Here is a 13,450-nt window from a genome sequence, read left to right on the forward strand (position 1 = left end):
TTGTAGGCCGGGTAAGGCGAAGCCGCCACCCGGCGCGAAAGCGGCTCCGCGTCCGCTGCCATGATTGCCCGGCGGCGCTACGCTTGCGCGGGCCTACGGGTGATGCCAGCGGAAGTTTTGTAGGCCGGGTAAGGCGAAGCCGCCACCCGGCGCAAAAGCGAATCTATGCTTCGCTTTCATCCCAGAGCTACCGATCAGTATCCTTGTTCGAAATAGCTTTCGAGGATAACCACGGCAGAGGCGGAATCAACGCTGCCTTTATTGAGCGCGCGAAAACCTCCGTGTTCGAACAGCCCGGCGCGGGCTTCGACGGTGCTTAAACGCTCGTCGTGGAGAGTGATTTTTACGCCGAAGCGGCCATGAATTTTATTGGCGAAGTTACGTGCTCGCGCGGTTAGCGGTTGTTCAGTGCCGTCCATGTTCAGCGGCAGGCCGACAATCACCGCTTCCGGCTGCCACTCTTTCAGCAGCTTTTCGATGATGTTCCAGTCCGGTTTGCCGTCCTGCGCCTTCAGCGCCGGGAGCGGACGCGCCGTGCCGGTAATGCGCTGCCCAACGGCGACGCCGATGCTTTTGGTGCCAAAATCAAAACTCAGAAAGGTACCGCTCATTATGCATGCCCCGCGTCGGCAGGCATCGTCACGATATCGATACCGATAAGTTTGGCCGCTTCGCGCCAGCGATCGGCAATCGGCGTTTTAAACAAAATATTCTGATCGGCCGGTGCGGTAAGCCAGGCGTTATCGAGAATTTCCTGCTCCAGTTGCCCTTTTTCCCACGACGCGTAGCCCAACGCGACCAGCACGTTGCTCGGTTGTTTATCGGTACCGAGAGTTTCCAGCACGTCGCGTGAGGTGGTAATCACCGTGTTGTCGGAGATACGGATGCTGGAGGAAAAATCAGACGGCGGCGTATGCAGGATAAAACCGCGATCCTCCGCCAGCGGGCCGCCGACCATCACCGGTTTATCCAGGCGAATTTCCGGGTTGCGCGCCACCGGCGCGATTTTCAGTTTTTCCAGGATCCCTTCCACCTGCAAATTTTCCAGCGGCTTATTGATGATAATGCCCATGGCGCCATCGTCGTTGTACTCGCAGATATAGACGACGGAGCGACGGAAAAGAGGGTCCTGTAGCGCAGGCATGGCAATCAGAAAGTGATGCTGTAAATTCATTGTCAGAGGTTCTGTTCCTGGTTTAAAAAAACAACACCCAGTATGCGGGTAAAGTAGAAACGTGTCGATGCACTTTATTTTACCGGCGCCGGAAGACGCCTGGCGGGCGGGCGTTTGCCCGCCCCAGTACTTATTTATTGATACGTTTTTCGATAGCGTCCATTAGCATGCCGGTAATCGACACGTCCGGGAAAGCGGCTTCGATTTCGCGCACACAGGTCGGGCTGGTGACGTTAATCTCGGTCAGGCGATCGCCGATGATATCCAGGCCGACGAAGATAAGGCCTTTGGCTTTTAGCGTCGGGCCGACGCGGCGGGCAATTTCCCAATCGCTTTCGGTCAGCGGACGCGCTTCGCCACGGCCGCCGGCGGCCAGGTTGCCGCGCGTTTCACCGCCCTGCGGGATACGCGCCAGGCAGTATGGCACTGGTTCGCCGTCCACAACCAGCACACGTTTGTCGCCGTCTTTGATGGCAGGCAGGTAATTCTGCGCCATGCAGTAGCGGCTACCCAGTTCGGTCAGGGTTTCGGAAATGACGCCGAGGTTCGGATCGCCCGCTTTTACGCGGAAGATTGAGGCGCCGCCCATACCGTCCAGCGGTTTGAGAATGATATCGCCGTGTTTCTCCCAGAACGCTTTCAACTGGGCTTTATTACGGGTCACCAGCGTTTCCGGGGTGAGTTCGGAGAACCAGGCGGTAAACAGCTTTTCGTTACAGTCGCGCAGGCTCTGCGGCTTGTTGACGATAAGCGTACCTTTTTCTTCGGCGCGCTCGAGAATGTAGGTGGCGTAGATAAACTCGGTATCGAACGGCGGGTCTTTACGCATCAGGATAACGTCGAGATCCGCCAGCGGAAGATCCTGTTCGCCGGTGAACGCGTACCATTTGTCGTAATTCTGCTCGACGCTCAGCGTGCGCGTACGGGCGCGGGATTCGCCGTTGATGAGGTACAGGTCGTTCATCTCCATATAATGGAGTTCATAGCCGCGACGCTGCGCTTCCAGCAACATCGCGAAGCTGGTGTCTTTTTTAATGTTGATGGATGCGATAGGGTCCATCACGATGCCGAGCTTGATCATTGTTCTCTCCATTAGCGCTGTCGTGTTTGCGGATCGTTGCGCCAGATTTTAGCCCAGATCGCCAAAACGCACCTGCAGCGCGGTGATGGCGGTGAGCGCGGTAGTCTCAGTACGCAGAACGCGCGGTCCCAACAGGATATCAGTAAACTGGTAGCGAGCGGTCATCGCTATCTCTTCCGCCGACAGGCCGCCTTCCGGGCCAATCAGCAGGCGAACACGTTCAACCGGCAGCGGCAGCGTATTGATACTGGCGCTGGCGCGCGGGTGCAGGTTGAGCTTGAGGCCGTTTTCTTCCTCGGCGCACCAGGCTTCCAGCTGCATCGCCGGGCGTATTTCCGGCACGATGTTACGGCCGCTCTGTTCGCAGGCGGCAATAGCGATTTTCTGCCATTGCTGAATCTTCTTCTGCAAGCGTTCGGCATCCAGTTTAACGCCGCAGCGCTCGGAAAACAGTGGCGTTATGAGGCTTACGCCAAGTTCGATCGATTTCTGGATGGTGAATTCCATTTTTTCGCCACGTGACATCACCTGGCCGAGATGGATATGCAGCGGAGATTCACGATCGTCGATCTGGCCGCGGATAACCTCGACCATGACGTTTTTCTTGCCCGCTTCGGTGATGACCGCGTCGAAAACCTGATTGCTGCCATCAAATAGCTGTATTTCCTGGCCTTTGCTCATGCGCAGGACGCGGCCAACGTGGTTGGCTGCATCTTCGCTGAGGGCGATGTGGCTGCCGGGGGTAATGCGTTCCGGGTGGTGGATGCGGGGGATGCGCATGCTTGATATTCCGTTCTTCGCGCAGATTGCGCCTTCCCCTCGGCGGAGAAGGCGGCGGCTGCAAATTAACAATTGCCGCTAGTGTAGGTTAGCTCTTTTGCGCCTGGCAAGCCTGCTGGACGTAAGGATTATGGTTGCCCTGAACTTTGGCGATTCGCTCATCGCGCTCGCATTCCCAGGAGGTCACCGGATACTGCTTATCCCAGGCGGTAAATAGCTGGGTTTGCTGGCGGGAAAGATTTAGCTGATAGCGGTCGCGCATATAGAAGTAGGTGCGGGCGATCGAGCCGCGGGCGCGTACTGGCGGTTCGGCGACTTTATCTTTGAAATCGACCTTCATGGCGCATTGACCATACTGTCCATCGCCGCCGTTCCACTGGCTGTACATAAAGTTGCCGCGATCGCCATTGACCTCGCCGACCGCAGGCTGCAGGTTATGCATATCGCTTTCCATTTTGCGGTATTCCGGATCTTTGGCGCAGTTTTTACGCCCGCCATCCTGCCAGCACTGGCGCTGGTGGCCGAACTGCCATGCCGGGACCACATGTTCCCATTCGACCCGGCTGGCGCGGTTCTCATTTTTACGCACTTTGTAGCCGCAAGATTCCAGATCGATAACGCCTTTTTTACCCTGCCAGTCGATTTTACAGCCGCAATAAAAGTCGCCGGGGACGTCGGCATTCACTTTTACGCCAGCGGCTTTCGCTTGGGAAAAACTATTAATACCAGCGGCCGCAAGCTGGCCGCTGGCTGCCACGCTGAATAACGCGACGGCGAAAACATACATACGGGACATCGTAAACTCCGTGTCAAAACGAGCCCGCAACGTAGCGAATGAGGGTGTCAGATGCAATCAGTCAGATCAGAAAGTTTCTAATTAATTCCAGTGGTTACTTTTCGGCCACCAGCAGATCGCCGCAGCGAACGCAGCGGTAAGTGGCTTCACCGCGCACCACGCGGTTATGGCGACGGACGGTGAGCTGATGCTGCTGGCACTGGCAGCGATAGGAGAAGGTGTTCTGGCGGACTGAATCGAGCTCAAAGCGATGGGTGCGGCGGGCGGGGACGCCCAGCACGGCCTCCATCATCCATTTCCACTCTTTGCCGTGCGGCGCGACGCGGCCAAAGTGCTTCCACACCAGTAGATGCGCCAGTTCGTGCGGCACCACTTCATCGATAAACGCCTGCTGATTTTCCAGCAATAGCACTGGATTGAGGCGGATCTCGTTTTTCTCCAGCCACGCGGTGCCGGCGGAGGTGCCGCGCTGCTGATAAACCAGCGTCGGTTCCGCATAGCGGCGTTCCAGCTTGAGATTGGCGGTGGCGAGATGCTCCCGTAGGCTACGCATGACGGCCTGCTGGATAGCGATGGGAATTCGGGGTGTTTTCATAGCGCCAGAGGATAGTGCGCCGCGCGGGGGAGAGCAAGAAGAAGCTTCCTCCCGGATGGGGAGGAAGCACAGAGGGGATTAATCGCGGGCGCCGATTTCGCGCAGCGGACGTCCCTGCATCAGGTTGCGTTCGATATGTTCCAACGAGACGTTTTTGGTTTCCGGAATCAGCCAGATAGTCAGCAGGATAAACAGCACGTTCAGACCGCCGTAGACCCAGAAGGTATTGGCGCTGCCGAGAGAGTTCAGCATGGTCAGGAAGGTGGCGCCGACGATCATATTGGCAATCCAGTTGGTCGCGGTGGAGCAGGTGATGCCGAAATCACGGCCTTTCAACGGCTGGATTTCAGAACACAGTACCCAAATCAGCGGGCCGGCGCTCATCGCGAAGCCGACGATAAACATCAGCAGCATCAGTACCGCGAAGTACTGCGCGGTAGCAGAATGAATACCGATATGCATCATGCTGCCCAGCACGCCCATACCGGCGGCCATCACGATAAAGCCGAGGATCAGCGTCGGTTTACGGCCCCAGCGATCGACCAGGCCGATGGCGATAAAGGTGGCCAGTACGTTGGTCAGGCCGACGATCACCGTGCCCCACATTTGCTCAGTGGTATTGGCATAGCCCGCCAGTTCAAAAATCTTCGGCGCATAGTACATGATGACGTTCATCCCGGTGAACTGTTGCATGATCTGCAGCAGTACGCCGAGGAACACCGCGCGGCGGAAGTTGCTGTTCTCTTTGAACAGCGCCCAGCCGGACTGTTTGACTTTCAGGCTTTCGCGGATTTCATCGAGCTCGCGTTTGGCTTCCGCGCTGGTATCGCGCAGGCGCAGCAGGACGCGCTCGGCATCGACGAAACGGCGTTTAGCGGCAAACCAGCGCGGGCTATCCGGCAGGAAGATTACGCCGATCAGCAGCAGGATTGCCGGGATGATAATCACGCCGAGCATCCAGCGCCACGCGCCGCTGTAGCTGAAGGCGGTGTCAGAGAGGTAGGCGCCGAGGATGCCGATGGTGATCATCAACTGGTACATCGAAATCATACTGCCGCGGATTTTCTCCGGTGCGATTTCCGACAAGTACAGCGGCGCGGTGTAAGAGGCGACGCCAACCGCCAGCCCCAGCAATACGCGGGAAATCAGCAGAATTTCGACGTTCGGCGCGGCGGCGGAAAAGAGTGAACCGGCCACAAACAGGATCGCGCCGATCATCAGGCTTTTTTTACGCCCAAGTTTGAAAGAGAGCCAGCCGCTGCCCACTGCGCCGACGGCGGCGCCGAACATCATGGAGCTGACCACCCACTCCTGGGTGTGTGCGCTGATCTGGAATTCATTAGCAATGAACGGTAAGGCGCCGGCAATAACGCCGATATCAAGGCCGAACAATAAGCCGGCCAGCGCGGCGAGGAAACAGACAAAGAACGTCATCGTCTTGTTTGAACGCCCTTGTTTTTTGTTGTCAGGCATAACGCCCTCCAGTTGAGTGATTGATTCTGTCGCTGCTAAGAGTAGGGCAGTGCCGGACAAAAAAACGTGATTACAATCACGACTGTGTAATCGGTTACACTAAGGTAAAGATATGTAATCAGTAAAAATATATTCAAATCATAGATATAAAAATCAAACCTCGCCAATAAGATTGCGCTGAAACGGCAATATTCGACATGTTATGTAACATTGTGAAAAGAGTTCGTGCCTACTGGCAGCTAAAACAATCCCGCCCTTGCGGTATATATGTAATCGCTTTCATCACGTGGAGGAGGGAAATGGATCAACGATGGTCAAACGTCGGGGAGAGAGATTCAGGGCAACAAAAAGGCCAGCGCGGGGCTGGCCTTAAGCAGTCAAGCGGGGTGGCTTATTTCAGGCCAGCCGCTTCGCGCAGCAGGGCTGCTTTGTCGGTTTTTTCCCATGGGAAATGTTCGCGACCAAAGTGACCGTAAGCCGCGGTCTCTTTGTAGATTGGGTGCAGCAGATCCAGCATCTGAATCAGGCCGTACGGACGCAGGTCGAAGAACTCGCGTACCAGCAGGGTTAGCTGTTCAGAAGGCACTTTTTCGGTGCCGAAGGTTTCGACCATGATTGAAGTCGGTTCAGCGACGCCGATAGCGTAGGAAACCTGAATCTCACAACGGTCAGCAAGGCCTGCGGCAACGATGTTTTTCGCCACATAGCGCGCCGCGTAGGCTGCGGAACGGTCAACTTTAGATGGATCTTTACCGGAGAACGCGCCGCCGCCGTGACGAGCCATGCCGCCGTAGGTATCAACGATGATCTTACGACCGGTCAGACCGCAGTCGCCCATCGGGCCGCCGATGACGAAACGTCCGGTCGGGTTGATGAAGAACTTGGTGGAAGCGTTCAGCCATTCGGTCGGCAGAATCGGCTTGATGATCTCTTCCATCACTGCTTCCTGCAGGGATTTCTGATCGATATCTTCAGCGTGCTGAGTGGAAAGCACAACCGCATCGATGCCGACGATTTTGCCGTCGTCATACTGGAAAGTGACCTGGCTTTTCGCATCCGGACGCAGCCACGGCAGGGTACCGTTTTTGCGAACTTCAGCCTGGCGCTGTACCAGACGGTGCGCGTAAGTCACCGGCGCCGGCATCAGCACGTCAGTTTCGTTAGTGGCATAGCCAAACATCAGGCCCTGGTCGCCCGCGCCCTGTTCCAGCGGGTCGGCACGGTCAACGCCCTGGTTGATATCCGGGGACTGTTTACCAATGGCGCTCAGGACGGCGCAAGAGTTGGCGTCAAAGCCCATATCGGAATGCACGTAGCCAATTTCACGCACCGTGTTACGGGTGATCTCTTCGATATCAACCCATGCGCTGGTGGTGATTTCACCGCCAACCAGAACCATGCCGGTTTTGACATAGGTTTCGCACGCTACGCGCGCTTTCGGATCCTGCTCGAGGATCGCGTCCAGCACGGCATCGGAGATTTGGTCAGCAATTTTGTCTGGATGCCCTTCTGATACAGACTCGGACGTAAAGAGGTGTTTTGCCATGTTTTATTTTACCTGTGAGTATTCGTGTAGCTCATACTGTTGTGTAGAGAGGCTTTGTTAGATGACCCTACCAAAGCTTGCAGGTAGTGACACGAGCAGTCTGAGTGTTAATCAGTATAGATGGATTAACTTCTGGATGGCTATTTTAGGTCAGAACTTCATCGCATTTCCACATTTTTTTGACATCGCCCGCATTAATGGAAAAAGCGTGGTGGAAATTTTTCCTGACAACCCCGGCAAGGCGCGTATTTTTATTTTGCATTTTACCCCGCTTCTCGGTATAAAACGCCGCGCGCGGCTCATTAAAAAAGCGCACGAAGCTCCATCTCGTGACGCCACTTCCAGCCGGGTTAAGCACTCTGTTACACAGCGGCGGTTTCGCCAGCTGTTCGATATGTATAGCTTTGGCTTGTCGCTGGCCTTTTTCGGGGCAGTGTGGAGGTGATACCAGATAATGAACCAACGTTTTTCGCCTGATTCGTCGCGTCGTTCTGTCGCGCAATTCTATCCCGCAATCTGCATCTCTTTCGTGCAAACCTGCCGATGTTCTACCCATCTCGGCGCTTCTCAGGATTCCAGGGCCTCCAGGCTTTTTGAAAACTGAACAAGGGCGCTCTTGCGTGAGCAAGGGTTTTCTCGTGGTTTCTCCGGGCTGTCATACCAGCTTCGGGTACGTGTTTTACTATATATGAATAAGAAACCGGTCGCGCAGCTGCAGTGCCAGCACTATCTGCTGGGATTAAAGGCTGTTCATGGGTTGTTATCGCGTCTGTCGACTGCGATAGTAGTTAATATTACAAGTTGAGGTTCGCTATGTCTGACGACATGTCTTTGGGTTCGCTTTCGTCAGCAGGCGAACACGGTGTACTACGTTCCATGCAGGAGGTTGCGATGAGCTCCCAGGAAGCCAGCAAAATGCTACGTACCTACAATATTGCCTGGTGGGGTAATAACTATTACGACGTTAACGAACTGGGCCATATCAGCGTTTGCCCCGATCCTGACGTCCCGGAAGCGCGCGTCGATCTGGCCGAGCTGGTCAAAGCGCGCGAAGCCCAGGGACAACGCCTGCCGGCGCTGTTCTGCTTCCCGCAGATCCTGCAACACCGTCTGCGCTCGATTAACGCCGCCTTCAAGCGCGCGCGTGAATCCTACGGTTACAACGGCGACTATTTCCTTGTCTACCCGATCAAGGTCAACCAGCACCGTCGCGTGATTGAATCCTTGATCCACTCCGGCGAACCGCTGGGGCTGGAGGCCGGTTCGAAGGCTGAACTGATGGCGGTGCTGGCGCACGCGGGCATGACCCGTAGCGTGATCGTCTGCAACGGTTATAAAGATCGCGAATACATCCGTCTGGCGCTGGTGGGCGAGAAGATGGGCCATAAGGTCTATCTGGTCATCGAGAAGATGTCGGAAATCGCCATCGTGCTGGAAGAGGCCGCCCGTCTGAACGTGGTGCCGCGCCTTGGCGTGCGTGCGCGTCTGGCTTCGCAGGGATCCGGTAAATGGCAGTCCTCCGGCGGCGAGAAATCTAAATTTGGCCTCGCGGCGACGCAGGTGCTGCAACTGGTCGAGATTCTGCGCGAGGCAGGCCATCTTGAGAGCCTGCAACTGCTGCACTTCCACCTCGGCTCGCAGATGGCCAACATTCGCGATATCGCCACCGGCGTGCGCGAATCGGCGCGTTTCTACGTCGAGCTGCATAAGCTGGGCGTCAATATTCAGTGCTTCGACGTCGGCGGCGGTCTGGGTGTCGATTACGAAGGGACCCGCTCGCAGTCCGACTGCTCGGTGAACTACGGCCTGAATGAGTACGCCAACAATATCATCTGGGCTATCGGCGATGCCTGTGAAGAGAACGGCCTGCCGCACCCGACGGTGATTACGGAGTCCGGCCGCGCGGTGACCGCGCACCACACCGTATTGGTTTCCAATATCATCGGCGTTGAACGCAACGAATACACCGAGGCGACCCCGCCGGCGGAAGACGCCGCGCGTCCGCTGCAGAGCATGTGGGAAACCTGGCTGGAGATGCACGAAACCGGCAACCGCCGCTCGCTGCGTGAATGGCTGCATGACAGCCAAATGGATCTGCACGATATCCATATCGGCTACTCCTCCGGCACCTTCAATCTGCAGGAGCGCGCGTGGGCGGAACAGCTGTATCTGAACATGTGCCATGAGGTGCAAAAACAGCTTGATCCGAGCAACCGCGCCCATCGCCCGATCATCGATGAGCTGCAGGAACGTATGGCGGATAAAATCTACGTCAACTTCTCGCTGTTCCAGTCGATGCCGGATGCCTGGGGTATCGATCAGCTGTTCCCGGTAATGCCGCTGGAAGGGCTGAACAAGTCTCCGGAACGCCGCGCGGTGCTGCTGGATATTACCTGTGACTCCGATGGCGCCATCGATCATTACGTTGACGGCGACGGGATCGCCACCACCATGCCGATGCCGGAATACGACCCGGAGAACCCGCCGATGCTGGGCTTCTTCATGGTTGGCGCCTATCAGGAGATCCTCGGCAACATGCACAACCTGTTTGGTGATACCGAAGCGGTAGACGTTTTCGTTTTCCCTGATGGTAGCGTTGAGGTTGAGCTCTCCGATGAGGGCGATACGGTGGCTGATATGCTGCAGTACGTCCAGCTGGATCCGAATACGTTGCTGACCCAGTTCCGCGATCAGGTGAAAAATACTGGTCTCGACGCCGAGCTGCAGCAGCAGTTCCTTGAAGAGTTCGAAGCGGGGCTATACGGATATACTTATCTTGAAGATGAGTAATTAAGAGCCCTCTGCGGAAAGGCCGGTTTAGATTCATAAACCGGCCTTTTTTATAAATGAAATCTGAAACATCATATTGCATGCTTTTTAAAACCGTAAAGGCCCGTACACTGCCGCAAGGAAATTACAGCAGTGGGACAGGGATGGTATATGAAAAGCATGCCGTATTACGGTTTTATTATCGGTGTATTACTATTAAGCGGCTGTTCGCGCCCAATAGCAAACAATAGTTGCGCGGCGCGCCCCTCTGTGGCCGGCCCTCATGAAGAGAACGACCTGCGCTCAACGATTAAACACAGGTCCGCGGAACGCATGGGTCGTTACCCTGACGAAATGGTATCGATTGATTATTCCGGCCCGTATCAAACTGGTTTTGATCAACAGTATAATATTCATCAAGGTGACCTGGAATATACGGTACGTGATGCTAATTATAATTTTCTTCCTATCACTCGTAGTTATAATCATGATACGGGCGAATGGCAATATGCCATTGAGGCGCATAATGGTACGCAGTATCAATTATACGTCCGCAATTATAGCCGCAGCATGGATTATGAAATTGTCGCCACGGTAGATGGTCTTGATGTGCTGAGCGGTAAGGCCGCTTCGCTCAATAATAGCGGCTATATTGTGCCGGCTGGCGGCTCGCTGGCGATCAAAGGTTTTCGTAAAAACAGCCGCGTTGAAACGGCATTTGAGTTTTCAAACGTCTCAGCGTCTTACGCTGTCCAATCTGCCCAGGAGATTGGTCGCAACGTCGGGGCAATCGGTTTTGCCGCTTTTGCCTTACGCGGAAAAGCCCCAGCGCCTTGTCAAAAATAAACGTCCCGCTTGCCGCCGGGCGGTTTTCAGGCGATAATTTGTCCTTATAAGCAGTAACCCAATTCAAACCCTTCCTCGTCGGGCCTAACGACGCGGAGGGGTTTTTTTATACTTATTTTTTACGTTCCACGACTGTGAAAAGAGGTCATATCCATGAGCACTTTAGGTCATCAATACGATAACTCCCTGGTATCCAACGCTTTTGGTTTCCTGCGTCTGCCGATGAACTTTATGCCGTATGAAAGCGATGCGGATTGGGTCATCACCGGCGTGCCGTTTGATATGGCGACCTCCGGGCGCGCGGGTGGCCGCCATGGCCCGGCGGCGATCCGTCAGGTGTCAACCAACCTCGCCTGGGAGCACAACCGTTTCCCATGGAACTTCGACATGCGCGAACGCCTGAACGTCGTGGACTGCGGCGATCTGGTCTACGCCTTCGGCGACGCCCGCGAAATGAGCGAGAAACTGCAGGCGCACGCGGAGAAACTGCTGGCGGCCGGTAAACGCATGCTCTCCTTCGGCGGCGACCATTTCGTCACCCTGCCGCTGCTGCGCGCCCACGCCAAGCATTTCGGTAAAATGGCGCTGGTACACTTCGATGCCCACACCGATACCTACGCCAACGGCTGTGAATTCGACCACGGTACCATGTTCTACACCGCGCCGAATGAAGGGCTTATCGATCCGAACCACTCCGTGCAGATCGGTATTCGTACCGAATTTGATAAAGATAACGGTTTCACCGTGCTTGATGCGGGCCAGGTTAACGACCGCAGCGTCGATGACATCATCGCTCAGGTGAAGCAGATCGTCGGTGATATGCCGGTGTACCTGACCTTCGATATCGACTGTCTGGATCCGGCATTTGCGCCAGGTACCGGTACGCCGGTGATCGGTGGACTCACCTCCGACCGTGCGATCAAACTGGTGCGCGGCCTGAAGGATCTGAACATCGTCGGGATGGACGTGGTTGAAGTCGCCCCGGCCTATGACCAGTCCGAAATCACCGCCCTGGCGGCGGCGACTCTGGCGCTGGAGATGCTTTATATTCAGGCGGCGAAGAAAGGCGACTAATTTTTAAGCGTTTACTGCTGCTGCTGCGCGACGCATGCGCAGCAGCAGTACGCCGCCGGCGCACAGCGTGATCAGCTGGGAGGCCACCAGAACGGAAAAACCAGAACTGACCGATCCCACCGATTTCATCACCACTCCCATTAGCAGCGGAATAAACGCCGCGCAGATGTTGCCAATGCCGTTAATGATCCCATAGGCGCTGCCCACCGCTTCGCGCGGGGCATGATGCTGCACCACCGCCGGGATCGCCGCCCCCTGTAATCCCCAGAAAACGTTCGCCGCCAGCATAAATAGCGCCAGCATCGCCGGCTGCTGGCTGAGCATCAGCGCCAACACGGAACCGGCGGTGAGTAGGCCGCCGATAATAAACAGCAGCGGCGCCTGCTCCGGGCGCATTTTGTCGAGGAGCACGCCGCCAAGAAACTTTGAGCCCAGGCTTAACAGAAAGGGGACTGCCGCCAGCAGCCCGGTGGCCTGTAGTGAGAAGTGGTGCTCATCGCGCAGCCAGGCGGGCAACCAGGCGCTGCTCCCCCATAGATAGCTGAGCGTGGCGATTTCCACCAGCAGGATCCAGCCAAGTAGCGGCGTACGCCAGGCGAGGGCAAAAGTTTGGCTGAAGCCCGGCTTCGCGCGCTGTGCGGTCACTTGCGGCGCGGGGAGAAACCGCCAGATTAATCCACCGCCGAGCAGCAAATTCAGCAGCGCCAGCGCGTAGAACGTGCCGATCCAGCCAACGTGCGCCATCAGCCAGGTGACCAGCGGGAAGCCTACCGCCAGCCCCAACGATACGCCGAGGGCGGTCACCGCATTCGGTTTACCTATTTCATCGGCGGCGAAGTTGTCGTTGATAAAGCGCGTTTTCAGTGAGAATAGCGGCCCCTCCGCCACGCCAAGAACGATGCGCGCGATTAACATTCCCATTAGTGAACCGAGTAACGGGGAAATGGCGCACACCAGCGCCCATATCGCAATGCTGCTTAACAGTCCCTGACGATAATGCCATCTACTTTCTATAACTGGTGTTAATAATAATGCCGAAAAACCATAACCCAGAAGAAAGCATGTCATTAGCATTCCTTGTAACATTCTGTTTTCATTTAACTGAAAATGGGCAGCGAATTCCGGGTTAAGGATCATCACCGAGATATTTACCCGATCGACGTAGGAAATAATTATTAACAAAAGTAGTGCTATTACCCCTTGCCATCTTGCCGCCATTCGTTATCTCCACGCTTAATTTAATGATTGCCGGTTATTATTTTTTAACGCCAGAAATAGTCACATGAGTAAAATGATTCACCTGTGAAACTCATTGT

General features: G+C 55.6%; 15 protein-coding genes. 6 read left to right on the plus strand and 9 right to left on the minus strand.

Translation table 11 applies throughout. The features are described from left to right. Positions 1-194 precede the first annotated feature (194 nt). The 8 genes from ruvX to metK form a co-directional block, all read right to left on the minus strand. Positions 195-611 (minus strand): Holliday junction resolvase RuvX, encoded by a 417-nt coding sequence (gene ruvX / locus ABLV66_RS03885; protein ID WP_015369733.1) that lies wholly within the window; start codon positions 609-611, stop codon positions 195-197. Next, positions 611-1,174, minus strand: a complete 564-nt coding sequence (locus ABLV66_RS03890; protein WP_045392076.1) for a YqgE/AlgH family protein — start codon at positions 1,172-1,174, stop codon at positions 611-613. The genes ruvX and ABLV66_RS03890 overlap by 1 nt, the downstream gene beginning before the upstream one ends. Before the next feature lie 130 nt (positions 1,175-1,304). Then, complete coding sequence (gene gshB, locus ABLV66_RS03895) at positions 1,305-2,255, minus strand: glutathione synthase (protein ID WP_045392071.1); 951 nt, start codon at positions 2,253-2,255, stop codon at positions 1,305-1,307. A gap of 48 nt (positions 2,256-2,303) precedes the next feature. After that, positions 2,304-3,035: a 16S rRNA (uracil(1498)-N(3))-methyltransferase gene (gene rsmE / locus ABLV66_RS03900; RefSeq protein ID WP_015369736.1), complete on the minus strand. Its 732-nt coding sequence runs from the start codon at positions 3,033-3,035 to the stop codon at positions 2,304-2,306. An 88-nt stretch (positions 3,036-3,123) separates the two neighbouring features. After that, on the minus strand, positions 3,124-3,831 hold the full coding sequence (endA, locus tag ABLV66_RS03905; protein WP_045392065.1) for a deoxyribonuclease I: 708 nt from the start codon (positions 3,829-3,831) through the stop codon (positions 3,124-3,126). A 94-nt stretch (positions 3,832-3,925) separates the two neighbouring features. After that, the gene (locus tag ABLV66_RS03910; RefSeq protein ID WP_047044079.1) at positions 3,926-4,426 is read right to left on the minus strand and encodes a SprT family zinc-dependent metalloprotease; all 501 of its coding nucleotides are present in this window, start codon (positions 4,424-4,426) and stop codon (positions 3,926-3,928) included. Positions 4,427-4,504: 78 nt separating this feature from the next. Further along, positions 4,505-5,899 (minus strand): sugar porter family MFS transporter, encoded by a 1,395-nt coding sequence (locus ABLV66_RS03915; protein ID WP_045379571.1) that lies wholly within the window; start codon positions 5,897-5,899, stop codon positions 4,505-4,507. A 391-nt stretch (positions 5,900-6,290) separates the two neighbouring features. After that, complete coding sequence (gene metK / locus ABLV66_RS03920) at positions 6,291-7,445, minus strand: methionine adenosyltransferase (protein ID WP_004149807.1); 1,155 nt, start codon at positions 7,443-7,445, stop codon at positions 6,291-6,293. Between the two features lie 136 nt (positions 7,446-7,581). Here metK and ABLV66_RS03925 point away from each other — a divergent pair, with 136 nt between their 5' ends. The 6 genes from ABLV66_RS03925 to speB all read left to right on the plus strand — a co-directional run bounded on the left by ABLV66_RS03925 (position 7,582) and on the right by speB (position 12,134). Beyond that, a complete protein-coding gene (locus ABLV66_RS03925; protein WP_141097048.1) occupies positions 7,582-7,890 on the plus strand; it encodes a hypothetical protein in 309 nt (102 codons plus the stop codon). Between the two features lie 9 nt (positions 7,891-7,899). Then, positions 7,900-8,049 carry a small protein YqgG gene (gene yqgG, locus ABLV66_RS03930; RefSeq protein WP_418269008.1) on the plus strand — a complete coding sequence of 50 codons (150 nt, stop codon included), beginning with the start codon at positions 7,900-7,902 and terminating at the stop codon, positions 8,047-8,049. 84 nt (positions 8,050-8,133) lie between these two features. Next, complete coding sequence (yqgB, locus tag ABLV66_RS03935; RefSeq protein WP_015369741.1) at positions 8,134-8,250, plus strand: acid stress response protein YqgB; 117 nt, start codon at positions 8,134-8,136, stop codon at positions 8,248-8,250. Positions 8,251-8,258: 8 nt separating this feature from the next. Further along, a complete protein-coding gene (speA, locus tag ABLV66_RS03940) occupies positions 8,259-10,235 on the plus strand; it encodes a biosynthetic arginine decarboxylase (protein ID WP_020077953.1) in 1,977 nt (658 codons plus the stop codon). A gap of 150 nt (positions 10,236-10,385) precedes the next feature. After that, positions 10,386-11,060, plus strand: a complete 675-nt coding sequence (locus ABLV66_RS03945) for a hypothetical protein (protein WP_047078912.1) — start codon at positions 10,386-10,388, stop codon at positions 11,058-11,060. Between the two features lie 153 nt (positions 11,061-11,213). After that, entirely contained in the window at positions 11,214-12,134 is a 921-nt protein-coding gene (gene speB, locus ABLV66_RS03950; protein WP_015369744.1) for an agmatinase, read from the plus strand. A 3-nt stretch (positions 12,135-12,137) separates the two neighbouring features. Here the strand turns inward: speB and ABLV66_RS03955 are convergent, their stop codons facing one another. Then, complete coding sequence (locus ABLV66_RS03955) at positions 12,138-13,352, minus strand: MFS transporter (RefSeq protein WP_348877262.1); 1,215 nt, start codon at positions 13,350-13,352, stop codon at positions 12,138-12,140. Positions 13,353-13,450 lie beyond the last annotated feature (98 nt).

The organism is Klebsiella sp. CN_Kp073, assembly GCF_040065495.2.
Lineage (GTDB): Bacteria > Pseudomonadota > Gammaproteobacteria > Enterobacterales > Enterobacteriaceae > Klebsiella > Klebsiella aerogenes.

Excerpts from the sequence above, each read along its gene's own strand:
- ruvX (WP_015369733.1), bottom strand. The coding sequence starts at position 611 with ATGAGCGGTACCTTTCTGAGTTTTGATTTTGGCACCAAAAGCATCGGC.
- ABLV66_RS03890 (WP_045392076.1), bottom strand. The coding sequence starts at position 1,174 with ATGAATTTACAGCATCACTTTCTGATTGCCATGCCTGCGCTACAGGAC.
- gshB (WP_045392071.1), bottom strand. The coding sequence starts at position 2,255 with ATGATCAAGCTCGGCATCGTGATGGACCCTATCGCATCCATCAACATT.
- rsmE (WP_015369736.1), bottom strand. The coding sequence starts at position 3,035 with ATGCGCATCCCCCGCATCCACCACCCGGAACGCATTACCCCCGGCAGC.
- endA (WP_045392065.1), bottom strand. The coding sequence starts at position 3,831 with ATGTCCCGTATGTATGTTTTCGCCGTCGCGTTATTCAGCGTGGCAGCC.
- ABLV66_RS03910 (WP_047044079.1), bottom strand. The coding sequence starts at position 4,426 with ATGAAAACACCCCGAATTCCCATCGCTATCCAGCAGGCCGTCATGCGT.
- ABLV66_RS03915 (WP_045379571.1), bottom strand. The coding sequence starts at position 5,899 with ATGCCTGACAACAAAAAACAAGGGCGTTCAAACAAGACGATGACGTTC.
- metK (WP_004149807.1), bottom strand. The coding sequence starts at position 7,445 with ATGGCAAAACACCTCTTTACGTCCGAGTCTGTATCAGAAGGGCATCCA.
- ABLV66_RS03925 (WP_141097048.1), top strand. The coding sequence starts at position 7,582 with ATGGCTATTTTAGGTCAGAACTTCATCGCATTTCCACATTTTTTTGAC.
- yqgG (WP_418269008.1), top strand. The coding sequence starts at position 7,900 with ATGAACCAACGTTTTTCGCCTGATTCGTCGCGTCGTTCTGTCGCGCAA.
- yqgB (WP_015369741.1), top strand. The coding sequence starts at position 8,134 with ATGAATAAGAAACCGGTCGCGCAGCTGCAGTGCCAGCACTATCTGCTG.
- speA (WP_020077953.1), top strand. The coding sequence starts at position 8,259 with ATGTCTGACGACATGTCTTTGGGTTCGCTTTCGTCAGCAGGCGAACAC.
- ABLV66_RS03945 (WP_047078912.1), top strand. The coding sequence starts at position 10,386 with ATGAAAAGCATGCCGTATTACGGTTTTATTATCGGTGTATTACTATTA.
- speB (WP_015369744.1), top strand. The coding sequence starts at position 11,214 with ATGAGCACTTTAGGTCATCAATACGATAACTCCCTGGTATCCAACGCT.
- ABLV66_RS03955 (WP_348877262.1), bottom strand. The coding sequence starts at position 13,352 with ATGGCGGCAAGATGGCAAGGGGTAATAGCACTACTTTTGTTAATAATT.